The sequence below is a fragment of the Saccharopolyspora hirsuta genome (genome assembly GCF_008630535.1).
Classification (GTDB): domain Bacteria; phylum Actinomycetota; class Actinomycetes; order Mycobacteriales; family Pseudonocardiaceae; genus Saccharopolyspora; species Saccharopolyspora hirsuta.
Genome location: NZ_VWPH01000009.1, coordinates 271946 through 297648 on the forward strand (window position 1 = coordinate 271946; position 25703 = coordinate 297648).

Here is a 25703-nt window from a genome sequence, read left to right on the forward strand (position 1 = left end):
AACCCGCGGCGGTGCCGGTTGCATGCGTGGTGGAAAGCGGCTCGCGCCGCTTGCCTGACGTCCGGCGCGGCAACGCGCGTAGAGCTTTCTGATCCACAAGTTTCTGCTGAGGAAGACGATGACCGAGATTCAGATGCCGAGGCTCTCCGACACCATGGAGGAGGGCGTCATCTCGACCTGGCGCAAGAAGGTCGGCGACCAGGTCAGCCGTGGCGAAGTGGTGGCCGAGATCGAGACCGACAAGGCCCTCATGGAGCTGGAGGCCTACGACGACGGGGTGCTGGAGAAGATCCTCGTCGACGAGGGCGCGACGGTGCCGATCGGCACCCCGATCGCGGTCCTCGGCGACGGCTCCGGCGCGGCGGCGGAAGCCGCTTCCGCCCCGGCCCCCGCCGCTGAGGCCCCGGCCCCGGCTGCCGAGCCCGCGGCCGCCCCCGCTCCGGCTGCGCCCGCCGCCCCGGCGGCTCCGGCCGAGCCGGGCAGCAAGCCGAAGGCGTCGCCGCTGGCCAAGGCGGTCGCCAAGGAGAAGGGCGTCGACCTCGCCACGGTGCAGGGCACCGGCCCGGGCGGCCGGATCATCCGCGCCGACATCGAGGCCGCTGCCGCCGCTGCCCCGAGCGCCCCGGCCGCGCCCGCTGCCGCTCCGAGCGCCCCGGCCGCCGCGGTGGCCAGCGAGGACGTCGAGGAGGTGGAGCTCACCAAGATCCAGAAGGTGAGCGCCAAGCGCCTGACGGAGAGCAAGCAGCAGGTCCCGCACTACTACCTGACCAGCGCCGTCGACGTCACCGAGCTGATGTCGTTCCGCGGCACGCTCAACGAGCGGCTGCAGGCCGCGGGTGGCCCGAAGGTCAGCGTCAACGACCTGATCGTCAAGGCGGTGGCCACCGCGCTGCGCGCGAACCCGTCGATGAACGTCTCGTTCGCCGGCGACAAGCTGCTGCAGCACAAGCGGATCAACCTCGGCGTCGCGGTGGCGATCGAGGGCGGTCTGGTGGTGCCGGTGGTCAAGGACGCCGACCGCAAGAGCGTCTCGCAGATCGCCGCGGAGAGCCGGGAGCTGGCCGGGCGGGCCCGCGAGGGCAAGCTGAAGCTGGACGAGATGTCCGGCGGCACGTTCTCCATCTCCAACCTGGGCATGTTCGGCGTCGAGCAGTTCAGCGCGGTGATCAACCCGCCGGAGGCGGGGATCCTGGCCGTGGGCGCGGCCCGCGACGAGGTGCAGGTCCGCGACGGCGAGTTCGTGGCCCGCAAGATCCTGCGCGTGACGCTGTCGGCGGACCACCGGGCGGTGGACGGCGCGGTGGGCGCGGCCTTCCTCCAGCAGCTGACCGCGCTGCTCGAGGACCCGCTCCGCATCATCGCCTGACGGCGAGCAGACCGAGGCCCCTTCCGCGATGACCCCCGATCTCGCGGAAGGGGCCTTCTTCACGCGCGTTCAGCCCTGGCCGGTTTCCTCCTGGTAGGCGCGGGTGAGTTCCGGGGCGTAGGCCAGGAGGAGCTGGAGGGTGCTGACCGGGGCTCCGACCGGGCTGGGCAGGGCGAGGTCGTGCGCCACGTGGGCGCCGCGGTAGGTGGGGACCGGGGTGGTCACGTCGGTGAACCAGCGCAGGAAGTCGGCCGGGACCAGGGGGATTCCCGTCGCCCGGCCCAAGTGCTCGTTGAGCAGCAGCAGGGCCGTCTGCGGGTTGCGGAGCATCCAGCGGTACAGCTCGCTGAACTGGTAGATCTGCCAGTCGATGCGGCTGGGGCGGGCACCGTGGGCCTCGGCGAGGCGCACCCCGTGCTCGGTGGCGGCCTGCTCGGCGTTGCCCCAGGCCGGGTCGTGGGTCCAGCGGTCGGTCAGCTCGCCGCGCTGCAGGCGGCGGAGGTAGTCGGCCCACCGGCGGGAGCCCGGGTTGCCGCCGTCGTCCGCGGAGACGCCGAGGGCCATCGCGGTGCCGCGCTCGATCCCCTCCAGGATTCCGGCGTCGACGTGCGAGACCCAGGAACCGCGTTCGCCGGAGCCGTTCTCGACGAAGAACCGGATGATCCCCTCGATGTTGCGCCAGTGCCGGAACCCGGGGATGTACTCCGCCGACACCCGGTCCTGCACCGCGCGGACGAACACCAGCCGCTCGGTGAGCGGCATCGCCTCCAGCTCGGCCGCCGTGCAGTCCAGAGTGGACGCGCACGACCGGCCGGTGCGCTCCTGCGCGTGCGCCGGGACCGGCAGCGCGGTCAGGGCGACGGTGAGCAGCAAGGTCACTAGGCGGGCGCCAGCGGCCACGGAGAACCTCCTCGATCTGGACGTCGAGGAGGGAGTGAACCACCAGGACGATCACCCGAGGTGGCAAGCCGCCGCGCCACCCCGGGCATTCACCGGATCGGGCAAGGCGAGGACCGCGCCGCGCGGAAACCGCAGCGTCAGCTGAAACTGCGGTCCACCGGTGTGCCGGGACCCGACGTGCTGGCGGGCGTGCCCGGATGGTGCGCTGCTTCCAGGGCTTCAGCGGAGATCGGGCGCCTGGATTCAGCTCGGCGGAAGACGGATATCAGATTGTCATTGTTTGTTGTCGGGAAAAAAATCATTGTCGAGTATGATGGTTGGTGCCGAATGGAATGGATATCTACATTCGGCGGTATGGCATCGTCTGAATCGGCGCTCGGCAAATCTCCCAGCGCCACCGCGGTGATGGCAGCGGCTGCCCGAGCTGCCCACCTGATCGTCGACCGTCCGCCCACCGTCTTCCGCGACGCGCTCGCCGAACGCCTGCTGGGCGAACAGGCCGGGGAACTCATCGGCTACCACCGCTCCCACGGCGACCTCCAGATCCTGGCCGATGCCCGCACCCAGGCGGTCTGCCGGAGCCGGTACACCGAGGACGCCTTGGTCGAAGCGGCCGCAGCGGGGATCGGCCAGTACGTGATCCTCGGGGCAGGACTCGACTCCTTCGCATACCGCGACGAGACGCACGAGGTACCGCGGATCCGGGTCTTCGAGGTCGACCACCCGGTGTCCCAGCAGGACAAGCGGTGCCGCCTGGCCGCAGCGGGAATCGCCGTTCCGCGTCATGTCGCCCACGTGCCGGTGGACTTCGAGCGGGACGACCTCGCCGACCGCCTCGTCGCGGCGGGCTTCGACCGCGCCCGGCCCGCCGTGGTGGCCTGGCTCGGTGTCAGCATGTACCTCGCGGTCGACGTCCTCTCCGAAACCCTCGCCGTGATCGGGCAGTTCGCACCGGGGACGGAGCTCATCGCCGACTACATGCTTCCCGAGGGGCTGCGCGACGAGGCCGGGCAGCGCTACGTCGCCCTCGTCTCCTCGGCGGTCTCCGGTCTTGGTGAGCGGTGGCGGACCTTTCTCTCCCCGCCGGACGTCGATCGACTCCTGAACGAGGCGGGCCTCAGCACCGTCGAGCACGTTCGCCAGCACGAGATGATCCCCGCCGCCGAGTGGAACCGATCGGACGCCCTGGCACCGTCCGATCTCTGCCGCATCGTCAGGGCACGGGTGCCCGCGCACCGCACGACGTTTCCAGGCTGAAACCGACGAGCGCGCACCTCGTCCACGTGCACGGGCTCTCGCGTCGGAGCTCGACCTGGTCCGGCCGGGCTGCACCCTGACCGGCCGGTGACGGGCCGGGGTCCCAGGTCGCGCCCGACCTGGGACCCCGGGTGTCAGCTCAGCGCGTCGACGAGCTTCGGCGTGAGGTGGTCCAGGGTGAACGGGATGCTCGAGACCGTGGCCGAGCCCAGCGACATGGTCAGGTCGTAGTCGTCGAGCAGGACCAGCGAGCCCCGCTTGGCCGCCGGGAGGTTGTTCAGCAGCGGGTCGTTGCGGACCGCGTCCACGTCGGTCGCCTTCGCCGTGGTGACGATGACGACGTCGGCGTCGAGCAGCGAGACCTGCTCCTTGCTGATCTTGACGTTGAACTTGCCGCCGCTGTCGAGCCCCTCGATGGCCGGGGACAGCCGCAGGCCCAGCTGCTCCAGCAGCGCGGTCCGGGCGTCCTGCTTGGTGTAGGCCGCGTAGGTGCCCGCCGAGTCGGTGCGGACCGTGACGTGCGTCTTGCCCTGGAACAGCGGGTTGGCCTCGCGGGTCTGGTCGATGCGGGCCTGGGTGTCGGCGATGAGCTTGGCGACCTCGGCCTGCTTGCCCAGCGCCTGACCGATCGTCTCGGCCTGCACCCGCCAGTTCACCCCGTAGTCGATCGCGTTCGGCGGCTGCGCGACCACCGGGTTGAAGCTGCTCAGCCGGTTGTACTGCTCCTGGGTCAGCGCGCTCTGCAGCGCGAGCATGACGTCGGGGGCCAGGGCGATGACGCCTTCCGCATCGACCTCGCTGCCGAAGATCTTCGGCTTCTCGCCGCGCAGCATCGGCTCCACCCACGGGCCGACGCCGCTCTCCCACGGGCCCCACTTGGTCAGCCCGACCGGGATGACGCCCAGCGGCAGCAGCACGTCGTGGTCGGTGATGCCGAGGCTGACGACGCGCTGCGGGGCGGCCTTGATCTCCGCGGTCCCGTACCGGTTCGGGATGCTCGTCGGGAAGCCCGGCCCGGCCTGCGCGTCGCCCGACCCGCCCGGGGTCTCGCTGGTGCCGCAGGCGGCCAGGCCCGCGGCGGCGAGCACACCGGTCGCGCCGATCAGGAAGCCCCGTCGGCCGATGCTGCGGGCAGCTGCTGGGGGAGGAGTCATCTCCGCGTCCTTCAGTAGTCCGACGTCTCGTTGGAAGCAAGGCTAACCTAACCTGAACGGCGGAAGATCTGCGTGGTGAGCCGGATCACCGGGGTGCGCCCGAGGCGTATCGTGGGTGGGGGAGCGATCGCACGCGCTGGCGTGCGCCATCAACCGGCGTTGGAGTCGCGATGAGTGGCGATGACGTTTTCGACCGCCGTTGGGTGCTCGCCGAGGACGAGCTGCTGCGGATGCTGTGGCGGTGCCACGCCGGGGAGAACCCCGACGTCCTGCTGGTGGAGCTGCACGCCAACCGCCGCACCGACCGGCGGAACCCGGGACCGTTCGGCGCGCGCACGCCCAAGTCCCCGCGCCACAAGCGCCACCGCGCGGTGCGCTGATCGTCCGTTTCGCCCCGGGGTGCACGTGGCTGCCGGTACGGTGTCGGTCGATCGACACCGCACTGGAGACACGCCCTGATGAGTTCGTTCCTCGCCGGATTCCGCGCCCTGGGCACCGGGTTCGGCATCATCGCCCGCCGCCCGAAGCTGCTGCTCCTCGGCGCCCTGCCCGCACTGATCAGCGCCGTGCTGCTGCTGGGTTGCCTCGGCGCGCTCCTCTACTTCGGCGGTGACCTGGTCACCTGGATGACGCCGTTCGCCGACGGCTGGGGCGACGTCGGGCGCCGGGCGCTGCGCATCCTGGTGGGCGTGGCGCTGGTCGGTTCGGCCGCGCTGCTGGCCTCGGTGTCGTTCATCGCGATCACGCTGCTGGTCGGCGGACCGTTCTACGAGCACATCGCGGAGAAGGCGGAGGAGGAGCTGGGGCTCGACACCTCCGACGACGGGGCGGGCGTCCTGCGGCAGGTGGGGCGCGGGATCCAGGACTCGGTGAAGCTGGTGCTGATCGCGCTGGTCGGCGCGATCGTGCTGTTCGCGATCGGGTTCATCCCGGTGGCCGGGCAGATCGCGGCGCTGGTGCTGGGTGCGCTGTTCGGGGCGTGGCTGGTGACCGTGGAGATGGTCGGCATGGTCTTCGCGCGGCGCGGGCTGAAGCTCGTCGACCGGCGCCGGGCGCTGCGCGGGCACCGGGCCGCGACCTTCGGCTTCGGCCTCCCGACCTACCTGCTGTGCCTGATCCCGGTCCTGCAGCTGGTGGTGATCCCCTCGGCGGTGGTCGGCGGAACCCTCCTGGCCCACCGCGTGCTCGGCCCGACACCCCGGACCGCTCCGCAGCACTGACGGTCCGTGAGCGCTTTGTGGTGCCATAGCGCCAGTAAGTGCTCACGGGGTGCGACGAGGGCCTCCGCGGCTGTGGGGCCGTGCCCGCAGGCGTCATGCGCGAGTCATCGCGGCGCAGCACAGGGGCCTTAGAGTCGGGGTGTGACGAAGCCTGTGCAGCCGGACGACTCCTACCTCCGCGCCGTCTCCGCCGCCACAGAGCGGGCGGTGGCCGCCGCCGAGCCGATCCGCTCCGACCACGCCGGGGCCGACGAGGCGCTGCGCGCCGAGGTCGAGCGGTGGGTGGACGGCCACGCGGACGACCTCGTCGCGCTGAGCCGCGACCTGCACGCGAACCCGGAGGAGGCGTTCGCCGAGCACCGCTCCGCCGCGCAGGCCGCTGAGCTGCTGCGCCGCCACGGGCACGACGTGGAGGTGGGCGTCGGCGGGTTGGACACCGCGCTGCGCGCTTCGGTGGGCAGCGGCGGTCCGCACGTCGCGGTTCTGGCGGAGTACGACGCGCTGCCGGGCATCGGGCACGGGTGCGGGCACAACATCATCTGCTCGGCGGCGGTGGGCGGGTTCCTCGCCGTCGCATCGGCCGTGGCCGCGACCGGGAGCCGGGTGAGCCTGTTCGGCACCCCGGCCGAGGAGGGCGGTGGCGGCAAGGAGCACCTGGCGCGGGCGGGCCTGTTCGACGACGTCGACGCCGTGGTGATGCTGCACCCGTTCTCGCACGACATCGCCACCCACCCGTTCCTGGGGCGGCGGCAGGTCGAGGTGGTGTTCCACGGCGTGGCCGCGCACGCCGCCGCGCAGCCGTTCATGGGCCGCAACGCCCTCGACGCGGTGGTGGCGACCTACCAGGGCGTCGCGGCGATGCGCCAGCACATGCCGTCCACGGACCGGGTGCACGGGATCATCACCGACGGCGGCAAGCGGCCCAACGTGGTGCCGGACCGCGCCGCCGCGCTGTTCTACGTGCGCTCCGCCGAACCCGGCTCGCTGCGCGACCTGGCGTCCCGGATCGAGGCCATCGCGCACGGCGCGGCGTCGATGACGGGCTGCGGCGTGGAGCTGAACTGGGACAACAACCCGGCCTACCTGCCGATCCGGCACAACGACGCGCTGGCCGCCCGCTGGGCCGAGCACCAGGCCCGCCGCGGCCGGACGGCGTTGCCGCGCGGCGTGGTCCCGGAGTACCTGACGGGCTCGACGGACCTCGGCAACATCAGCTACCGCCTCCCGGCGATCCACCCGATGATCGGCCTCGGCGACCCGAACCTCGCGCTGCACACGGAGGAATTCGCCGCCGCGGCGGGCAGCCCGGCCGGGGACCGAGCGGTCCTCGACGGTGCGGTCGGCCTGGCGCTGACCACTGTGGACTACCTGGTCGACGCCGCGCTGCGCGAAGCGGTGCACGCCGAGTTCCAGGCCGCGGGCGGCCCGCTCGACGTGCCTTCCTACTTCGACTGAGCGGAGCCGGGCCTGATGAGCCCCGATTCGTAGGCGCAGATGACCGCTTGGACGCGATCGCGCAGCCCGAGCTTGCTGAGCACATTGCTGACGTGGGTCTTCACCGTGTGCCCGCTGACGACCAGCGCGGCGGCGATCTCCGAGTTGGGCAGCCCGCGGCCGAGCAGCACCAGGACCTCCCGCTCCCGGGCGGTCAGCTCGCCGAGCCCGGCGGGTGGGGCGGGCGGGTGGACGCCGCGCCGCACGACGTCGTCGATCAGGCGCCGGGTGACGATCGGGGCGAGCAGGGACTCCCCGGCGCGGGCGACCCGGACGGCGTGCACCAGGTCGTCGCGCCGGACGTCCTTGAGCAGGAAACCGCTGGCTCCCGCGTGCAGGGCGCTGTAGACGTAGTCGTCCCGGTCGAAGGTGGTCAGGATGACGACCTTGGTCCCGGTGTCCGCGCAGATGGCCCTGGTCGCCGCGATGCCGTCGAGCCCGGGCATCTGGATGTCGAGCAGCGCGACGTCGGGCCGGTGCGCCCGGACCGCCTCGACCGCCGCCGCACCGTCACCGGCCTCGGCCACCACGGTGATGTCCGGCTGGGCGTCCAGGATCATCGCGAAGCCGGAGCGCACGAGTTCCTGGTCGTCGGCGAGCACGACGGAGATGGTCACGGCGCCACCACCGGAAGCCGCACCGACACCGAGCAGCCGCGCCCGCCCGGCCCGGGGCCGAAGTCCGCTGAGCCGCCGCAGGCCCGCGCGCGTTCCCGGATTCCGTTCAGCCCGTGGCCGTTCTGCCCGCCGGTGTCGCCGCGCCCGTCGTCGGTGACTGCGATGTGCAAGACGTCCACCTCCCAGTCCAGGGCAACCGAGATCTTCGCGGCGCGGGCGTGCTTGATGGCGTTGGTGAGCGACTCCTGCACCGCGCGGTAGGCGGCCAGGTCCGCGTCCGGTGGCAACGGGCGGGGCGTGCCCGACACCTCCAGCGAGGTCTTCGGCCCCGCCCGTGCCACACCTTCGACCAGCGCCGGGATCTGGTCGGCGGTGGGCGCGTCGCCGTCGGTGGGCCGGTCCAGCAGCCCGAGCAGCCAGCGCACCTGGGTCATCGCGTTGCGCCCGGCCGAGGCGATGTCGTCGAACGCCTGCTCGGCGCGGTCCGGTTTGCTGCGCACGACCACCGGACCGGCTTCGGCCTGCACGATCATGAGGGTGATCGCGTGCCCGAGGATGTCGTGCATGTCCCGGGCGATCGCCGCGCGCTCCCGCGCCGCCGCGCGCTGCGCCTCCAGCTCCTTCTCCCGCTCCAGCTGGCGCGCGTGAGCTTGGCGGTGCGCTGTCGCCCGGCCCGCGGCCCAGGCCGCGGCGTACATCACGGTGCCGTGCACAACGGTCTCCGCGCCCGCGTGCAGCACCACTCCGCCGAACTCCAGAGCAGCGCCGACGGCCAGCAGTGCCAGTCCCCAGGCGCGGTGCTGGCGGGAACCCGCGGCGGCCAGCGTGTAGGTGGCGACGAGCGCGGCGTAGGCGACCGGCTGCCGCGCGGTGTCCGGGTCGTTCAGCGTGTAGACGGCGGTGGCGAGGACGACCACGGCGAAGACCGGCAGCGGCGCCCGCCGTCGCCACAGCAGCGGCAGCGCTTGGCCCAGCACCGGCAGGTACTGGGCCAGCGTCCAGCCCGTCGCCGGGTCGGCGGGCCTGGTGGTGACCAGGAACGGGGCGGAGTGGGCGGCGAGCACGACCAGCGCGATACCGGCGTCCACAAGGGACGGTGGGATTCGGCGGAGTCGCCCGGTGAGCTGTGGCATGGCGGCACCAATCTAGTGGAAGGGCGGGCCGACGAAGTTGTAGAGCAGCGCGGCGGCGGCGAAGGACAGCGCGCCGAGGGTCAGCGCGGTGTAGGCGATCCGGCCGGTCAACCGCCACCAGCGCCGCGACCACGCGCCGAGCGTGCCGAACACCATCAGCACGGCCAGCGGGACGGTCGCCGAAGCGAGCAGCAGCAGCGCGATCAGCGTGGGCGTGCCTTCCACGACGGCGGTCGTCGCAGCGGGCTCGTCGAGCATGAGAGAACCGAACCCGACGGCGAAGACGACCGCGGCCGCGCCGGTGATCCACCCGATGACGCGCGCGATCCGAGCGCCGCGCGGATGCGCCGGGCGTCGGCGCGCGCGGCGGATCGCGGCCAGCAGGGGGAATCCGGCCACCGCGAGAAGGCCGGTGGCGGTTCCGAATCCGAACATCGCCAGGTGCAGCTGCGGGTGACCACCGATGCTGATCCGGTCGAAGACGTTGGTGCTGCCGTCGACGGCGAGCTGCCCCGGCTCCGGGAAGGCGATCATCCGCCACCCGCCGCGCTCGGCGAACACGCCCGGCCCGACCTGGTCCCAGTCCTTCGGCCCGCCGGACAGGCCCGTGGTGCGGATGCTGCCGTCGCCGTTCGCGGTGACGTGCGCGGGCGCGCGCCACAGCGCCTTGACCTTGTACATGCTGAACCGGCTGGTCCGGCCCGCCTGGTACCAGCCGGTGTACTGCTCGACGTCGGCCCGGATCCGGGTGCGCGGCGGGGGTGCGAGCTCGGGGAGGAACTCGTCGACGAGCTCCTCCACGAGCTTGATGCCGTCGATTCCCTCACCGCTCCGGCCGTCGCCGTTGGAGACGACGTTGATGCCGAGGTCGAGCTCCGGCACGAACAGCATGTAGGAGTTCATGCCGGGCATCTCGCCGCCCTTGAACAGCAGCGGATGACCGTTGTGCTGGATGTGCTCGAAGATGTACCCGACACCGCGCAGCGCCGGGTGCTCGGTGTGCTGCTGGCGCTGCATCTCCGCGGCGATGCCCGGGCCGAGCCGGGGATCGTGGTTGAGCTGGGCCAGCATGTAGCGGCCCATGTCGGCCGGGGTCGACGCCGGGCCGGTACCGCTGGGGATCAGGTAGCCGCAGTTCGCCTCGGTGGGAGTGCCGTCGCCGAGGTAGGCGACGGTGTCGCCCTGGCCGCCGCAGCGGGCATCGGAGTCGTTCATGCCGAGCGGCCGGAACACGTGCTGCTCGACGTAGTCGGCGTAGGGCATGCCGGACGCGATCTCGACCAGGTACCCGGCCAGCGCGATGCCGTAGTTGTCGTAGACCACGCCCGATCCTGGCGGCCGGACCCGGGCGGGCTGGTACTTCGCCAGGCCCTCCGCGAGCGGTTCCTGGTGGGTCAGCCAGCCGACCATGTGGTCCTCGTCGAACCCGGCCGTGTAGGTGAGCAGGTGCCGCAGCGTGATGGGCTGCCCGGGGAAGGTGTCCGCGATCTGGAACGTGCGCAGGTACTCGTTGACGTCGGTGTCGAGGTCCAGCTCGCCCTCGTGCACCAGCTGCAGCGCGGCTTGCGCGGTGAACAGCTTGGCCTGCGAGCCGACGAGGAACCGGCTGCGGTCCGGGTCGACCGGGATGCCCTTCTCGACGTCGGCCAGCCCGTAGCCCTTGTTGAGGATCTGCTCGCCGCCCGCGATCGCGGTGACGGCGGCGCCGGGTATCTCCTCCTCGGCCATGGCGGCGGCCATGTGGTCGTCGATCCACCTCTCGACGCCGGAGAGGTCGGGTTCCGGTTGTGCGGTGGCCAGCACCGGGGTCGCCGTCAGCGCGGCGGTCGCGGTCAGCAGGCCGACCAGCAGTTGTCCGATCACGCCGATCAGGCTCGGGCACGCACCTGCCCCGGCACATCGCCGACGCGACCGATTCCGCACCGGTCGCGTCGGCGATGTCGGCGGTCACTGGCCGCGGAGGAAGGCCTCCACGGTGTCCTTCGTGACGACCTGGACCGGGATGTTGGTCGGGGCTCCCGGGCCGAGGTCGTGGGCGCGGGCCGCGCGGACCGCCTGCTCCACCGCCGCCTTGCCGAGCAGCTTCGGCTGCTGCGCCACGTCGGCGCTCTCGGTGCCCGCCCGGACCGCCGCCAGGCCCTCCGGGGTCCCGTCGAAGCCGACGACCTCGACGTCGGTGCCCGCGCGGGCGCCGAGGGCCTTGATCGCGCCCAGCGCCATCTCGTCGTTGGCCGCGAACACACCGCGGATCTCCGGGTGCGCCTGGACGATGTTCTGCATGACGTCCAGGGCCTTGGTGCGGTCGAAGTCGGCCGGTTGCGAGGCCACCACCTGGATCCCCGGGTGGTTGCGGATCTCCTCGGTGAAGCCCTGGCCGCGCTCCCGCGCCGCCGATGTGCCCGGCTGGCCCTCCAGCACCGCGACCGGACCGGAGCCGACCAGCTGCGCCAGCTGCTGCGCGGCCAGCCGACCACCGGCGACGTTGTCGGAGGCGACGGTGGTGACCACGGTGCCGTCGCTGGGCGCGCGGTCCACGCCGATCACCGGGATCTCCGCGGCGTTGGCCGCCTTCACCGAGGGCACCACGGCGTCGGAGTCCACCGGGTTGACCACGATCGCGTCCACGTTCTGCGCGATCGCGTTCTGCACCGCGTTCGCCTGCTGCGAGGCGTCCTCGGAGGCGTCGGTGACCCGCAGCTCGACGCCGAGCCGGTCGGCCTCCTCCTGCGCGCCCTCGCGCAGGTCGACGAAGAACGGGTTGTTCAAAGTGGACACCGACAGCGCGATCTGCAGCCGTCCGTCGTCGGCGGCGTTCTGCCGCTGGTAGACCGCCCATCCGGCAGCGACCAGCAGGAGCGCGGTCACGGCCGCCGTCGCGCGGCGGACCGCCGGTGTGCGCATCAGACCCGGACCGCGGCGGCCGCTGCGGCGGCGCTGGCGCACGGTGTCGAACAGCACGGCGGCGGCGATCACCGCACCGATGACGACCTGCTGCCAGAACGCCGAGACGTCCAGCAGGTTCAGGCCGTTGCGCAGCACTGCGAGGATCAGCGCACCGACGAAGGTGCCCAGCGCGGAACCGACACCACCGGCCAGGCTCGCGCCACCGATCACCACTGCGGCGATCGCGTCCAGCTCGTAGCCGGTGCCCGCCTCGGGCTGCGCGGAAGCCAGCCGCGCTGCGAGCAGGATGCCCGCCACCGCGGCGAAAAGCCCGGACAGCGCGTAGATCAGCAGCCGCTGGCGGGTGACCTTGATGCCGGACAGCCGGGCCGCCTCGGCGTTGCCGCCGATCGCGTACATCGCGCGCCCGGCGTAGGTGCGCCGCAGCACGAACGCCGTGACCAGCCCGATCGCCAGCATCACCAGCACCGGGTAGGGGAGCACCCCGAACAGCTCGCCGCTGCCGACCTCGGTCAGCCAGCCCTCCAGGCCGATCGGTCGGCCGTCGGAGATGACCAGCGCCAACCCGCGCGCCACGCTGAGCATCGCCAGCGTCGCGATGAACGGCGGCACCCGCCCGGCGGTGATCAGCACACCGCTGGCCAGCCCGGCCAGCGCGCCCGCGGCCAGGCCGATCGGGACGGCCAGCCACAGCGGGAGACCGGCCGAGCTCACCGCCCACCCGGCGACGATCCCGGCCAGCCCGGCGACGCTGCCCACCGACAGGTCGATGCCGCCGCTGACGATCACGAACGTCATGCCGAACGCCAGCACCGCCACCACGGACGCCTGCACGCCCACGTTGAGCAGGTTGTTCGCGGTCAGGAAGTCCGGTGACAACAGCGCCAGCAGGACCACCAGCACGACCAGCCCGCCCAGCGGACCGCCCGCGCGGCCCAGCGCGGCCCGCCAGCGCGGGGTGGTGCCGACCTCGTTGTCAGGCATCGCTCTCTCCTCCGGTGTGCTCCGCCGAGACGGCGAGCGCCAGCACGCGCTCCTGGGTCGCCTCGGCACCGTTCAGCTCGCCGCGCAGCCGTCCGTCGGCCAGCACCAGCACCCGGTCGCTGAGGCCGAGCAGCTCCGGCAGGTCGCTGGAGACGACGAGCACCGTGGTGCCCGCGCGGGCGAGTTCGTTGATGAGTTCGTAGATCTCGGCGCGGGCGCCGACGTCGATGCCGCGGGTGGGCTCGTCGAGGATGAGCACCCGCGGCTCGGCCAGCAGCCACTTGCCGATGACGATCTTCTGCTGGTTGCCGCCGGAGAGGGTCAGCGCGGGCTGGTCCAGCCCGGCGGTGCGGATCCGCAGCCGCTGCACCGACTCGGCGGCTTCGCGCCGCTGCCCGGCCAGGTCGACCAGACCGGCCTTGGTGCGGTCGGAAAGCGTTGCCAGACCGAGGTTCTCGGCCACCGACGCGCCCAGCACCAGGCCCTGCCCGGCGCGGTCCTCGGGGACCAGCGCGAGCCCGGCGGCGCGGGCCGCGGCGATGTCGCCGGGCGGGATCGGTCGCCCGCCGACGAGCACCTCGCCCTCGTCGTAGCGGTCGGCGCCGAACAGCGCGCGCACCAGCTCGGTGCGCCCCGCGCCGACCAGGCCGCCGATGCCCACCACCTCGCCGGCCCGCGCGGTGAAGCTGATGTCGGCCAGCACACCGCGGCTGGTCAGGCCGCGGACCTCCAGCTGCACGTCGCCGATCTCGGCCTCGCGCGGCGGGTACTGCTGGTCGACGGTGCGGCCGACCATGAGCCGGACCAGCTCGTCCTGGTCGGTGTCGGCGGGCACCTCGGCCACCTTGGCGCCGTCGCGCAGCACGCTGACCCGGTCGCCGATCTCGGCGACCTCGTCGAGCAGGTGCGAGATGAACACCACGCCGACGCCCTGCGCGGTCAGGTCGCGCACGATGCCGAACAGCCGGTCCACCTCCGACCGGCTGAGCACCGCGGTCGGCTCGTCCATGATCAGGAACCGGGTGTCCAGGCTGAGCGCCTTGGCGATCTCCACCAGCTGCCGGTGCGCCACGCCGAGCTCGCCGACCACCGCGTCGGTGTCCAGGTCCAGGCCCATCCGCTCGATCAGCTCACCGGCCCGGCGGCGCATCGCGCGGCGGTCGATCACCCCGAAGCGGCGCGGCGGTCGGCCCAGGTAGATGTTCTCGGCCACGGTCAGCTGCGGGACCAGCGCCATCTCCTGGTGGATGGTGGCGATGCCCAGCCGCTCGGCGTCCTCGGGGCCGTGGAAGCGCACCGGGCGGCCGTCCACCCGGATCTCGCCGGTGTCCGGCCGGTGCGCACCGGCGATCATCTTGATCAGCGTGCTCTTGCCCGCGCCGTTCTCGCCGAGCAGCACGTGGACCTCGCCCGGGCGCAGGTCGAAGTCCACCGCGTCCAGGGCGCGCACACCGGGGTAGGTCTTGGAGACCCCGATCAGCTCCAGGTGCCCGTCGTCGGCCATCACCGTCAGCTCTCCACTCGTCGTTGAGCGCGGAAACTGTAATCGGTTTCCGTAGCTGGGTCACCATGAACCATGGCGGATCGACTGTCAAGCGGCGAAACGGTTGCGAAACCGATTACACTCCGATCGGTCGGGGCGCGACGGTGCGCCCGACCCGAGCGGAGGAGGTGGCGTGGGCGTCACGATCCACGATGTGGCGGCGCGGGCCGGGGTCTCGGTGGCCACCGCGTCCCGCGCGCTGTCCGGTCAGCGCGGGGTGCGGGCGGAGAACCGGGACAAGGTGCTCGCGGCGGCGCGCGAGCTCGACTACGAGCCCAACGTCGTGGCGGCGTCGCTGCGCAGCCGCACCACGCACACCATCGGCATGGTCGTGCCCCGCATCGCCAACCCGTTCTTCGCCACCCTCGTCGAGTCGGTCGAGAAGCAGCTGCACGACGGCCAGCGCAGCCTGCTGCTGGCCAACTCGCACTACGAACCCGAGGTCGAGCAGCGCCAGGTCCGCGCCCTGCTGGACCGCCGCGTCGACGCGCTGATCATGATCCCGTGCCACCGCGAGCGCAGCTGCGAGGCGCTGACCACGGCGGCGGCGCGGATCCCGGTGCTCCAGCTCGACCTGCGGGTGGACGGCTTCGCGGGCAGCTGGGTCGGCGTGGACAACGAGGCCGGGGTCTGGCAGGTCGTGCGGCACCTCGCCGAGCGCGGCGCGCGGAGCCTGGTGTTCGTGGGCGCGAAGCCGACCGACTCCGCCGCCCAGGCCCGCCTCGACGGCTACCGGCGGGCGGTCGGCGACGGCGACGACGTGCTGCTGGGCGACTTCAGCAAGGAGTGGGGCCAGCAGGCGGCGAAACTGCTGCTGCAGCGCGGATCGCTGCCCGACGGCATCGTCTGCGGCAACGACACGATCGCCCTCGGCGTGCTCGGCGAGCTGGCGGCCAACCAGGTGCGGGTCCCGGACGACGTCCTGGTCGCGGGCTTCGACGACATCCCCTACGCGGAACTGGCCCAACCGGCCCTGACCACGGTCCGCCAACCGCAGCAGCAGATCGCGGCCGAAGCGGTCCGAGTCCTCGACGCCCGCCTCTCCGGCGACGAAACGGCCCCCCGGAGCATCGCCATCACCCCGGAACTCGTCGTCCGAGCCTCGACCTGAACCACAGTTTCAATTGAGGTTTTTCCAGCCTCGTTCTGCGTGGCGGTGCCGGTGGCGGAACCTCAGCGCCCGCCTGGCTGTGGGTGCCCTGACTTGTGTATGTCCGATACACGGCGTCAGGGCCGTCCTCGCCAGGCGAACGCTGAGAACCCGCGGCGGTGCAAGCTGCGAGGGTGGGTTATGCGCCTGCGGCGCATGCGACACCTGCCGACCGGTGCCGGTCACCCTTCGCAGCTGCGGTCCACGGACAGGATGAAAAAGGCTCATTGAAACTGCGATCCGACCTGGAGGTGAGGTGCGGTTTCAATTGAAACTGCGATCCGACCTGGGCGGAAACCACAGTTTCAACTGAAACTGTGCCCTGGCGTGGGGGAGGGCCGCAGTTTCAACTGGAACTGTGGCCCGGCGTGGGGGAGGGCTGCAGTTTCAACTGAAACTGTGGCCCGGTGGAGCTGTGGTCCGGCGGTGGGTGGGGCTGCAGTTTCAATTGAAACTGTGGATGGCCGGTGTGTCGGGGGCCCGACATGCCGACGGGTCGTCCGGCTGGGGGAGGGGTTGCCGCGATTTCAATGGAAATCGGACCTCTGATTTCCATTGAAATCGCGGGAGACCCGGCTGCGGAGGCCGGTGCGAATCGGTGTCCTCGGGGGTGGTCGGGGAGTCGGCTAGGGTGGACCGCGGCCTGTACCCGGAACACCTGGTGTCTGCTGTGGACGAATTAGTGCGGGAGTGGACCGCGCAGCTGCTCGACTCGGGCAACGCCGCCGCGCTGATCGCGGGCCTGGTCGCGCTGGTCCTGGTGCTCAACAGCACCACCTGGCTGCCGCTGCGCAACGTGGTGACCATCGCGCACGAGGGCGGGCACGCGGTGGTCGCGCTGCTCAGCGGGCGCAAGCTCAACGGCATCCGGCTGCACTCCGACACCTCCGGGCTCACCGTGTCGACCGGCAGGGCGACCGGCCCGGGCATGGTCTTCACCCTGCTCGCCGGGTACCCGGCGGTGTCGCTGCTCGGGCTCGGCGGGGCGTGGCTGGTCACCGTCGACCTGGCGCACGTGATGCTGTGGGGCTGCGTTGCGCTGCTGGCGGCCATGCTGCTCGCGATCCGCAACGCCTACGGCGTGCTGTCGATCCTGGTGGCCGGGGGTGCGGCGTTCGCGGTGTCGTGGTTCGCCACCCCGGCCTGGCAGGCGCTGTGCGGGGCGCTGCTGAGCTGGTTCCTGCTCTTCGGCGGGCTGCGGCCGATCGCCGAGCTGCGCCGCAAGCGGTCGCGGGGGAGGGCGCCGAACTCCGACGCCGATCAGCTCGCCCGGCTGACCGGTGCCCCTGCCGGGGTGTGGTTGACCTGCTGGTTCCTGATCGGCCTGGTCGCGCTCGTCCTCGGCGCCCGCTGGCTCCTCCTGATGCCCCAGGTGTGAGCGCCGCCGAGCCCGACGTTTCGGCTGGTCGAGGTCCGTGAGCACTTTCTGGTGCTATAGCCCCGCGAAGTGCTCGCGGGTCGCCACCTGCGGAAGGGCTTCCGCACGGCGAGGTCCGGTGGTGCGGCCGTTCCGGGGTGCTGGTGTGAGCATGCGCTCCTTGCCGGAGCTGGCGTTTTCTAGCAGCATCGCGGCGTGACGAGTGCTTCCAACGCCTTGGGCGGCGTGTTCCAGTTGACCGCGGACCGGAAGGTCGGCCGGGTCGGGTTCGGCGCGATGCAGCTGGCCGGGCCCGGGGTGTTCGGCCCGCCCGCCGATCGCGATCGGGCGGTCCGGGTGCTGCGGCGCGCCGTGGAACTGGGCATCGACCACATCGACACCAGCGACTTCTACGGCCCGTGGGTGGTCAACGAGCTGATCGCGGAGGCCCTGCGGCCCTACGGCGACGACCTGGTGCTGGCCACCAAGATCGGCGCCTACCGCGACCACCACGGCTCGTGGCTGCCGCTGAACCACCCGGACGCGCTGCGCGCGCAGGTGCACGACAACCTGCGCCGCCTGCACCTGGACGCGCTGGACCTGGTCTACCTGCGGCACACGGTGGATCGCGGGATCCCGCTGGCCGACCAGCTCGGCGCGCTGACCGAGCTGCGCGAGCAGGGGCTGGTGCGCGCCATCGGACTGTCCAACGTGTCCGCCGAGCAGTACGAGGAGGCGCAGCGGCACGCCGAGATCGCCGCGGTGCAGAACCTCTACAACGTGGTCAACCGCACCTCGGCGGACCTGCTGGCGAAGACCGCTGCGGCGGGCGCGGCGTTCGTCCCGTTCTTCCCGCTGGGCTCCGGTTTCGCGGACAGCCGGGCGCGGGAGGACGACGTGCTGCGCGGGATCGCGGAGCGCCACGGCGCGACCCAGGCGCAGGTCTCCCTGGCCTGGCTGCTGCGCCGCGCGGACAACGTCCTGCTGATCCCGGGCACCTCCTCCCCGGAGCACCTGGAGGAGAACACCGCGGCGGCCACCGTCGAGCTCTCCGAAGCCGACGTCGCCGCGCTGAACGCCCTGGTCGCCGAAGGCGAAACCCTCGAAGAAGCCCACTGAGGCACTGCCAGGTCCCGTTTCCGCTGGTCAGGTGCCGTGAGTGCTTTGTGGTGCCATAGCACCGGAAAACGCTCACGGCAGCCACCAGCGGGAACGGCGCGCTAGTGCGGCGATCTCGCGCGAAATCGCCCGCTGCGGGCGAATGTGCCGGGCGGCGTTGTCCGAGACCGCTCACCGCCCGCGAAAAGCCGCGCGGTAGGCGGTCGGCGTGGTGCCGACCCGGTTCGCGAAGTGGCGGCGGAGCCGAACCCGGCGCGCTCGGCGACGTCCTCGACCGGCAGGTCCGTCGTCTCCAGGAGCTCCTGGGCGCGGGGCGCCGTCTGGCAGGAGGCGCGCTGACCGGGGACCGCCACGGGGCCCGGACGGGTGGTGAGGTGCACGAACGGACCTCTCGACCGATACGGAAGTCGCAACAGCATTACGCCCTGCGGGGCGGGGTGGTGTCACCCAGTAGTCTGGTCGACACGCAACGGTGCTAATGCGAGGCAGACGTGACCGAACCAGTCAAATGGGTCCCCGACGGCGTCGACGAAGAAGTCCCCAGCGCGGCCCGGCTCTACGATTACCTGCTCGGCGGCGCGCACAACTTCGCCGCGGACCGCGCCCTGGCCGAGAAGTTCCTGAGCGCGCTGCCCAGCGCCCGCGACGTGGCCCGGCTCAACCGGGCCTTCCTGCGTCGCGCCGTGGTCTTCATGGGGCAGCACGGCGTCCGGCAGTTCCTCGACGTCGGCTCGGGAATCCCGACGGTCGGCAACGTGCACGAGATCGCGCAGGCCGCTGATCCGCAGGCGCGCGTGGTCTACGTGGACTACGAGTCGGTCGCCGTGGCGCACAGCCAGCTGCTGCTGGAGGGCAACGACAACGCCGTCATCGTGCAGGCCGACATGACCGACCCCGACTCGATCCTGCAGCACCCGGAGACCCGGCGGCTGCTGGACTTCGACCAGCCGATCGGGCTGATCATGGCCGGGGTGTTCCACTTCGTGCCGCACGAGGCCGACGCGCCGGCGATCATCGCCCGCTACCGCGACGCGCTGGCCCCCGGCAGCTTCCTGGCGCTGTCGCACTTCACCGCCGACATCAGCCCGGAGGAGATGGCCGGGGTGGTCGAGGTGATGCGCCGCAGCTCCGACCCGATCCACACCCGCACGCACGCCGAGGTCAGCGAGCTGTTCACCGGCTTCGACCTGGTGGAACCGGGCGTGGTGGGCACCGCGCTGTGGCGGCCGGACCGGCCGGAGCAGGCCGAGGACGAGCCCGGCGGCTCGCAGATCTACGCGGGGGTGGGGCGCAAGCCATGAGGCGGTCGCGGGGGGCGCGAGCCGGTTCGACGATGATGGTGGGAAAGGTGTGACTGGGGCGGAGGCCCGACGAACGTTGCTGGACGGTTGAGATGAGCGAGGGAGCGGCGGACGATCCGCCGAGCGCGCTGGTTCCCGAGCGGCGCGACGCCGATTGGCGGGCCGAGGTGGCCCGGCAGTGGGCCGCGCAGCTGAGCACGGCCTCCTACATCCCGCTGGCCCGCGCGACCGTCGAGCAGACCCTGGCGGAGCTGGTCGACCGGATCGTCGCGGCGCTGGACGACCCGTCCACCTTGGACGAGATCGGGCGCGAGGTCGGGGCCCGGCTGGTGGAGATGCACGCCACCGGCGAGACGAGCCTGCCGCTGAGCCTGGACCTGCTCCGCGACGCGCTGGTGCAGCGGTTCGGCTACGACGAGGTGCACCGGATGCTGGCGCTGGTCGCGGCGATCGCCGCGGGCTACGCCGCCGCGGACCGGGAGAGCACGTTCGTGCAGCAGGAGACGCTGAAGAAGGCGTTGCTGCGCTCGAAGCTCAAGGCGGACCGCGAGCTGGCGGCCAGCGAGGCGCGGTTCGGCGAGGTGTTCACCACGACGCCCATCGGTGTCGCGATCAGCGATCTGCAGGGCAACTTCGTCCAGGTGAACCCGGCGTGGGAGCACACCCTGGGCTACCGGGAGCAGGCCCTGACGTCGATGACGATCCACGACCTGTTCCACCCGGAGGACGCCGAGTACCTGTCCGCCGCCTACCGCGAGCTGGCCGAGGGCGGCGGTGCCAAGCGCCTCAGCGACCGCAAGCGCCTGCTGCGCGCCAACGGCGAGGAGGCGTGGGCGTACCTGGCGGTTTCCGTGCTGCGCGGTTCGGACGGCGCGCCGCGCAACTTCGTCACGATGGTCGAGGACATCACCGAGCTGCACATGCTGCAGGCCCGGTTCCGCTACCAGGCGCTGCACGACGTGCTGACCGGCCTGCCGAACCGGCAGTACTTCTTCACCCGCCTGGAGACCGCGCTGGTCAACTTCCCGCGCGACTCCCGGATGACGCTCTACCACCTGGGCCTGGACGGCTTCGAGCTGATCAACGACGGGCTCGGCTACGAGGTCGGCGACCTGGTGATCAAGACGGTGGCGCGGCGGCTGGAGCAGCTGGTCGAGGACGAGGAGGCGCTGGTCGCGCGCTTCGGCGGCACGGAGTTCGCCATCCTGGTGTGGGAGCAGGAGAAGACCCCGCCGGTGCCCGAGGTGGTCCGGCTGATCAACGAGCTGCTCGCCGAGCCGGTCTACATCGGGGAGCAGGGCATCGCGGCCTCGGCGAGCGTCGGCGTGGTGCAGCGGCAGGTGGCCGAGGCGGAGGCGTCGAACATGCTGTGGGCCGCGGACGTCGCGCTGCGCCGCGCGGAAGCGGCGGGCAAGCGGCAGTGGGCGCTGTTCGACCCGGACCGGGCTCCGGAGGAGCGGATCGAGTCCAAGCTGGCCGCGGTGATGCCGGGCGGGCTGGAGCAGGGCGAGTTCGACGTGGTCTACCGCCCGCTGGTGCGCCTGGACGGCAGCGGGCTGATCGCGCTGGAGGCCGGACTCCGCTGGGACACCAGCGAAAGCGGAACGCTGGAGCACGACGAGTGCCTGCGCCTGGCGGAGCGCTCCGGGGTGACGCTGTCCCTGCGGGACTGGATGGTGGAGACGGCCTGGCAGCAGCTGCGCGAGTGGCACGCGGACGGCCACCGGGTCCAGCTGAACCTGGCGCTGAGCCCGAACCAGGGCCAGGACCCCGACCTGGCGGCGGTGATCCACCGCGTCCTGGACGCCGGGGACGTCGACCCGGGCTGGCTGCGCCTGTGCCTGCCGATGGTGGCGATCAGCGGCGACAACGAGGAGACCCGGGACAACTTCCGCTTCCTCAGCAGCCGGGGCATCAAGACCTCCCTGCACGGCTTCCAGGGCTCCCCGGAAGAGCTGCGCCTGCTGCGAGAGCTCCCGGTGGACGCGGTCCGCCTGGCCGACGAGCTGGTCGCGATAGTGCACAACGCGGAGTCCCGGGACGCGCCCGAGGTCCAGGCGATCTGCAGCCTGGTCCCCCTGACCCGAGCCTGCGGAGCCCAGCTCTGGGTCGGCGGGATCCACGACGAGAGCCAAGCGGAAACCTGGCGCGAGATGGGCTGCGAGGTGGCGTCGGGTCCCCACTTCGGTGACCCCCTCTGCTCCTTCGACGTCGCCGACTACCTCCACGCCCAGAACTGACCGAGCAGCACCCGCAGGCCGGGCGAGGCCCGCCGGTGCTGCGCGGTCGCGCTCGACGGCGCAGTTGCTCGGTCGCTGCAGATCCGGCGCTCCGCCGGAGGGGCGCCGCCGGGTGGCGCCCCTCCGCTCGGTCAGGCTGGCATCTCGACCATGCTGTTGATCTCGTCCTCGGAGTTGAGGCTGATCTCGACGTAGATGGCGCCCCTCTGCAGCGCTGCGATCAGCTCGTCCTTGCCGCACGTTCCGGAGCAGACCTTCTGGGAGCCCGTGACCTCCACCTCGTCGGCCAGCGGGACGAAGAAGTCCCCGGGGTTGCTGGGGTCTTCGGACCAGTCGCCGCTGTTGTACTCGCCGGGGGCCGGGACGATGAGCTCGACCATGTCGTTCGCGGCGTCGTACTTCTGCAGGTTGACCACGAGCACGCCGCCGTTGCCGAGCTCCGGTATCCGCTTCTGCGCGGTGCTGGTGGGCGAGCCCTCGGTGTCCGATGTGGACTCCGCGGGGCTGCTGGGTGCTTGCGGCGCGGGCGGGGCGGTCTGCTTCCGCGGGGTTTCCTGGGGTGCCTGCGAACAGCCTGCGGTCACCGCGGCGGCCAGCCCCAAACTCGTTGCGACCAGCGCGATCGCCCGCTGACGGTACTTCATCGGGGAACTCCTCGAATCGTCGGGGGAAGTTGGATCTTCCTTGCGCCTCTGATGACGGGAGGAATCCGCTGCGGGTTGCTCCGCAGGTGATCAAGTTCTGGCAAGCTCGCGATAACCGCTCGCGGACGATTCCCGCGAAGTGCGGCAGCGGAGTTCACCTGCCCCTAAGATGCGCGGAACGACCCTGGTGAGCCGCCTACGTCGACGAACTCATGCCCGGCATCCTGGGCGGCACCATCGAGCCCTGATCCCGACGTGGGTTGATATTCGATGGCTGTCGGGTGCAGGTGGTGGGAGCATTCGGGGATATGATGGTTTTCGGGCCAGTGCTGGACGTTCGCCCCTTGTTCAGGCAGGAGCGGGAGGAGCTGCTTGGGTTGCTTCGGTCGCTGAGCCGTGAGGAGTGGTCGCGGGCGACGGTGTGCCCGGGGTGGGACGTGCACGACGTCGTCGGGCACGTGCTGAACGACTACGTGCGGCGGATCTCGGGGAGTCGGGACGGATTCGGCGGGGCGGTGTTCGCCAACGACGAGACGTTGCCGAGCTACTTGGCCCGCACCAACGACGAATTCGTCCGGGCGGCGCGGCAGTGCAGCCCGGAGCTGATGGTCGAGCTGCTGGGGCACCTCGGTCCTGAGCTGGACCGGGTCTGGGAGTCCTTCGACCTGACCGGACCGGCCGCGCTGGACGTGTCGTGGGCAGGGCCCGGTCCCAGCCCGGCCTGGTTGGACATCGCTCGCGACTACACCGAGTTCTGGGTGCACCAGCAGCAGATCCGGGACGCCGTGGGCAAGCCCGGCGCCGACCGGCCCGAGCTGGTGCACCCGGTGCTGGACACGTTCTTGCGCGCACTGCCTTACACGCTGCGCGAAGTCGCCCGCCCGAGCGGAACTGCGGTCCGCGTCGTCGTCACCGGACCGGCGGGCGGCACCTGGTGCGCGGTGTCCGACGACGGGAGCTGGCGGATGGGCGACGGCGACCCGGCGGCGACGGTCACCATGCGGCCGGACGACCTCTGGCGGCTCGCCACCCGGGGCATCACCGTCGCCGAGGCCCGCGAACGAGCCGCTGTGCAAGGCGATCCCGCACTGACCGACGCGGTGACCTCGCTGCTCGCGGTGGTCGCCTGATCACCACTGGACGCGGATCTCCTCCAGGCCGCGGATGAAGCCATCGGTCTTCCAGCGCAGTTCGGCGTCGGCCAGGCGCAGCTGCGGGAAGCGGCGGGTGAGGCCGCCGAGCCCGGTCTCCAGCTCGATCCTGGCCAGCTGCGCGCCGAGGCAGCGGTGCACGCCGTCGCCGAAGGCCAGGTGGCGGTTGGGCGCGCAGCCGGGCGATGCGTTCGTGGTCGTCGGTGAACGGGAAGACCGGGAGTTCGCTTTCGGTCGCGCGCACAACGCCTCCTCGGCGGGTCGGACCGGCCCGGTCGCGCGGTGGAGCCCGTCCGGCGGAACCGTGCCGGTGGCTGAACTCCGGGAATCTCGATGGGCCCCGCGCTGCGCGGCATCCGCCGCCAGCAGGCTATCGCGCTGCCGGGCCGGTGCCGATCGGAAGATCGAGTGGCGAAACCCGTTGCCCGACAGGACGAATCCGTCCTCCGATCGTCCCCGCCCTGAACGGCCCAGGGGTCGTGAGCGCGCAACGGTGTTCGAACACGCACTCACGGCAAAACGGGGCTCAGGCCTTCAGGGCGGCTCGGACGATGGCGAGGGCCTCCTCGGCGGGGATGCCGAGGGCGTGGGTGATCTGGGCGTAGGTGGCGGCCGCCTCCGCGGCGCGGGCCGCCGTCTGGTCGCCCGCGTCGGAGACGAAAGTGCCCGCGCGGCCGCGGGTTTCGATCAGGCCCGCCTGCTCCAGCTCGCGGTAGGCCTTGGCCGCCGTGTTGACCGCGATGCCCAGGTCCGCGGCCAGGGCGCGGACGGTCGGGAGCTTGGTGCCCACCGGCAGTTCGCCGCTGCGGACCTGCTCGGCGATGCTCGACCGCACCTGTTCGAAGGGCGGCACTCCGGAGTGTGCGTCAACGCTGATCCGCATGGTCCATCGCTTCCGGGGTCGAGGTCGGTGCCGTTCCAGTATCCGCCCCGCCCCCGGGCGGGTGGGATCAGGCCCGCGCGTACGGGTCGATGGACACGCCCTTGGCACACACCTTGCCACCGGTCCACGGCGTTTCCTTGGCGTCGGAGGTGTTCGGCGGGTACACGGCGACGGTCTCGGGCTCCAGGCAGGGCTCGAACTCCGGGCTCGACGACCAGCCCAGCGGTGCCTTGAACCGCTCGCCGGGCTTGATCTCCAGCAGCTCCTGCGTCGAACCGCTCTGGCTGGTGGGGATGCTGAGCTGCTGGTGCCCGGCGTCGTAGAACCGCAGCTCCGGGAACCCGGCCAGGTTGCACGCCTTGGTGCCGACGTTGGCGATGAACAGGTCGGCGCTGCGGGCCACGTCCTCGTCGCCGTGGTACTCCACGCGCACCGACAGCGTTCCGGCCGTGCACTTGCCGAAACCCGTTCCCTCACCGGGGTGTTCGGCGGGCTGCCCGGACTGCTCGGTTTGCTCCGACTGCGGGGCGTCGGCCTGCCCCGGTGCTGGTTCGCCCACCGCGATCCCGGGGTTCTGCCCGCTCGGAGCGGGGGTGGTGCCCGATGCGCAGGAGCTGAGGCCCGCGGTGAGCGCGAGGGCGGAGAGCACGGTGGCGGCGGTTCGTGGGTGGCGCACTGTCGACCTTCCAGGAGTACGATCTTTCCCGTTGGACGTGCGCCGCGCCGCGGGGTTGCTCGCCGGGTCAGGATTTCCGGAACACGTCGAGCTCGGCGGTGCCCGCCCGCGCCTGCTCGAAGGGCGGCACACCGGAGTGCGCGTCAACGCTGATCCGCATGGTCCACCGCTTCCGGGGGGCGCGTTCCAGCGTCCGGCGGAGATGTCGGCGGGATCGCGCTCATGCGCGCCAGGCACGAGCCGAGGGGACGTCGGGCAGGATGGGGAACACCTCGGTCAGGCCGGTGATCCGGAAGACCTTGATCAGCCGCTCCGCAGTGCACACCAGAACCAGGTCGCCGTCGGCGGCGCGCATCCGCTTCAGGCCACCGACCAGCGCGCCGAGCGCGGTGCTGTCCAGGAAGTCGACCTGGCTGAGGTCCACGATCAACCGGCGAGCACCGTCGTGCACCGCGTCGGTCAACCGCTCCCGCAGCGCGGGCGAGGTGTAGACGTCGATCTCCCCGCTGACGGTGATCAGCGCGACGTCGCCGGGCAGCCGGGTGCTGGTCACGCTGAAGTCCATGGCGTGCACACTAGTGGCCCGAGCCCGGTTTCCGGTGACGAACCG

23 protein-coding genes are annotated in these 25703 nt (G+C 71.7%); 11 read left to right on the forward strand and 12 right to left on the reverse strand.

Annotation, left to right across the window (positions count from 1 at the left end; translation table 11 throughout):
- The first annotated feature begins 118 nt into the window (after nt 1-118).
- A complete protein-coding gene (locus F1721_RS21185) occupies nt 119-1366 on the forward strand; it encodes a dihydrolipoamide acetyltransferase family protein (protein ID WP_246155215.1) in 1248 nt (415 codons plus the stop codon).
- Nucleotides 1367-1435: 69 nt separating this feature from the next.
- Here F1721_RS21185 and F1721_RS21190 read toward each other — a convergent pair whose 3' ends face one another.
- Nucleotides 1436-2266, reverse strand: a complete 831-nt coding sequence (locus tag F1721_RS21190; RefSeq protein WP_150068469.1) for a hypothetical protein — start codon at nt 2264-2266, stop codon at nt 1436-1438.
- 60 nt (nt 2267-2326) lie between these two features.
- Here F1721_RS21190 and F1721_RS21195 point away from each other — a divergent pair, with 60 nt between their 5' ends.
- Nucleotides 2327-3523, forward strand: a complete 1197-nt coding sequence (locus F1721_RS21195; RefSeq protein WP_246155216.1) for a class I SAM-dependent methyltransferase — start codon at nt 2327-2329, stop codon at nt 3521-3523.
- Between the two features lie 134 nt (nt 3524-3657).
- Here the strand turns inward: F1721_RS21195 and F1721_RS21200 are convergent, their stop codons facing one another.
- Nucleotides 3658-4677: an iron-siderophore ABC transporter substrate-binding protein gene (locus F1721_RS21200; protein WP_150068470.1), complete on the reverse strand. Its 1020-nt coding sequence runs from the start codon at nt 4675-4677 to the stop codon at nt 3658-3660.
- Between the two features lie 170 nt (nt 4678-4847).
- Between F1721_RS21200 and F1721_RS21205 the strand changes: the two genes are divergently transcribed.
- From F1721_RS21205 to F1721_RS21215, 3 genes are all read left to right on the forward strand, one after another.
- Entirely contained in the window at nt 4848-5057 is a 210-nt protein-coding gene (locus F1721_RS21205) for a hypothetical protein (RefSeq protein WP_150068471.1), read from the forward strand.
- Nucleotides 5058-5135: 78 nt separating this feature from the next.
- Nucleotides 5136-5897: an EI24 domain-containing protein gene (locus F1721_RS21210; RefSeq protein WP_150068472.1), complete on the forward strand. Its 762-nt coding sequence runs from the start codon at nt 5136-5138 to the stop codon at nt 5895-5897.
- Nucleotides 5898-6050: 153 nt separating this feature from the next.
- On the forward strand, nt 6051-7352 hold the full coding sequence (locus tag F1721_RS21215) for a M20 family metallopeptidase (protein ID WP_150068579.1): 1302 nt from the start codon (nt 6051-6053) through the stop codon (nt 7350-7352).
- Here the strand turns inward: F1721_RS21215 and F1721_RS21220 are convergent.
- The 5 genes from F1721_RS21220 to F1721_RS21240 form a co-directional block, all read right to left on the reverse strand.
- Nucleotides 7340-8008, reverse strand: a complete 669-nt coding sequence (locus F1721_RS21220) for a response regulator (RefSeq protein ID WP_150068473.1) — start codon at nt 8006-8008, stop codon at nt 7340-7342. The genes F1721_RS21215 and F1721_RS21220 overlap by 13 nt on opposite strands.
- On the reverse strand, nt 8005-9141 hold the full coding sequence (locus tag F1721_RS21225) for a sensor histidine kinase (RefSeq protein ID WP_150068474.1): 1137 nt from the start codon (nt 9139-9141) through the stop codon (nt 8005-8007). The genes F1721_RS21220 and F1721_RS21225 overlap by 4 nt, the downstream gene beginning before the upstream one ends.
- A gap of 12 nt (nt 9142-9153) precedes the next feature.
- Entirely contained in the window at nt 9154-11004 is a 1851-nt protein-coding gene (locus F1721_RS21230) for a serine hydrolase domain-containing protein (RefSeq protein ID WP_150068475.1), read from the reverse strand.
- Between the two features lie 84 nt (nt 11005-11088).
- Nucleotides 11089-13029 (reverse strand): ABC transporter permease/substrate-binding protein, encoded by a 1941-nt coding sequence (locus tag F1721_RS35525; protein WP_150068476.1) that lies wholly within the window; start codon nt 13027-13029, stop codon nt 11089-11091.
- Nucleotides 13022-14533, reverse strand: coding sequence for a sugar ABC transporter ATP-binding protein (locus F1721_RS21240; protein ID WP_150068477.1), 1512 nt, complete (start codon nt 14531-14533; stop codon nt 13022-13024). Before F1721_RS21240 ends, F1721_RS35525 begins: the two co-directional genes overlap by 8 nt.
- A gap of 172 nt (nt 14534-14705) precedes the next feature.
- On the opposite strand from F1721_RS21240, the gene F1721_RS21245 reads away from it, so the two are divergent.
- From F1721_RS21245 to F1721_RS21270, 5 genes are all read left to right on the forward strand, one after another.
- Nucleotides 14706-15683 (forward strand): LacI family DNA-binding transcriptional regulator, encoded by a 978-nt coding sequence (locus tag F1721_RS21245; protein WP_150068478.1) that lies wholly within the window; start codon nt 14706-14708, stop codon nt 15681-15683.
- A 709-nt stretch (nt 15684-16392) separates the two neighbouring features.
- Nucleotides 16393-17100: a M50 family metallopeptidase gene (locus F1721_RS21250; RefSeq protein WP_150068580.1), complete on the forward strand. Its 708-nt coding sequence runs from the start codon at nt 16393-16395 to the stop codon at nt 17098-17100.
- Nucleotides 17101-17295: 195 nt separating this feature from the next.
- Nucleotides 17296-18198 carry an oxidoreductase gene (locus tag F1721_RS21255; RefSeq protein ID WP_150068479.1) on the forward strand — a complete coding sequence of 301 codons (903 nt, stop codon included), beginning with the start codon at nt 17296-17298 and terminating at the stop codon, nt 18196-18198.
- A gap of 491 nt (nt 18199-18689) precedes the next feature.
- Entirely contained in the window at nt 18690-19499 is an 810-nt protein-coding gene (locus F1721_RS21265) for an SAM-dependent methyltransferase (RefSeq protein ID WP_150068481.1), read from the forward strand.
- A gap of 92 nt (nt 19500-19591) precedes the next feature.
- Complete coding sequence (locus F1721_RS21270; RefSeq protein WP_150068482.1) at nt 19592-21739, forward strand: putative bifunctional diguanylate cyclase/phosphodiesterase; 2148 nt, start codon at nt 19592-19594, stop codon at nt 21737-21739.
- Nucleotides 21740-21870: 131 nt separating this feature from the next.
- On the opposite strand, the gene F1721_RS21275 is transcribed toward F1721_RS21270, so the two are convergent.
- Nucleotides 21871-22383 (reverse strand): hypothetical protein, encoded by a 513-nt coding sequence (locus tag F1721_RS21275; protein ID WP_150068483.1) that lies wholly within the window; start codon nt 22381-22383, stop codon nt 21871-21873.
- A 311-nt stretch (nt 22384-22694) separates the two neighbouring features.
- On the opposite strand from F1721_RS21275, the gene F1721_RS21280 reads away from it, so the two are divergent.
- Nucleotides 22695-23513: a maleylpyruvate isomerase family mycothiol-dependent enzyme gene (locus F1721_RS21280; protein ID WP_150068581.1), complete on the forward strand. Its 819-nt coding sequence runs from the start codon at nt 22695-22697 to the stop codon at nt 23511-23513.
- Here F1721_RS21280 and F1721_RS35390 read toward each other — a convergent pair whose 3' ends face one another.
- The 4 genes from F1721_RS35390 to F1721_RS21300 all read right to left on the reverse strand — a co-directional run bounded on the left by F1721_RS35390 (nt 23514) and on the right by F1721_RS21300 (nt 25658).
- On the reverse strand, nt 23514-23780 hold the full coding sequence (locus tag F1721_RS35390; protein ID WP_281288800.1) for a cytochrome P450: 267 nt from the start codon (nt 23778-23780) through the stop codon (nt 23514-23516).
- Nucleotides 23781-24060: 280 nt separating this feature from the next.
- Nucleotides 24061-24417, reverse strand: a complete 357-nt coding sequence (locus tag F1721_RS21290) for a GntR family transcriptional regulator (RefSeq protein ID WP_150068485.1) — start codon at nt 24415-24417, stop codon at nt 24061-24063.
- A 67-nt stretch (nt 24418-24484) separates the two neighbouring features.
- Nucleotides 24485-25093 (reverse strand): DUF4232 domain-containing protein, encoded by a 609-nt coding sequence (locus F1721_RS21295; protein WP_170301555.1) that lies wholly within the window; start codon nt 25091-25093, stop codon nt 24485-24487.
- Nucleotides 25094-25313: 220 nt separating this feature from the next.
- The gene (locus F1721_RS21300; protein ID WP_150068487.1) at nt 25314-25658 is read right to left on the reverse strand and encodes an STAS domain-containing protein; all 345 of its coding nucleotides are present in this window, start codon (nt 25656-25658) and stop codon (nt 25314-25316) included.
- Between the last annotated feature and the right edge of the window lie 45 nt (nt 25659-25703).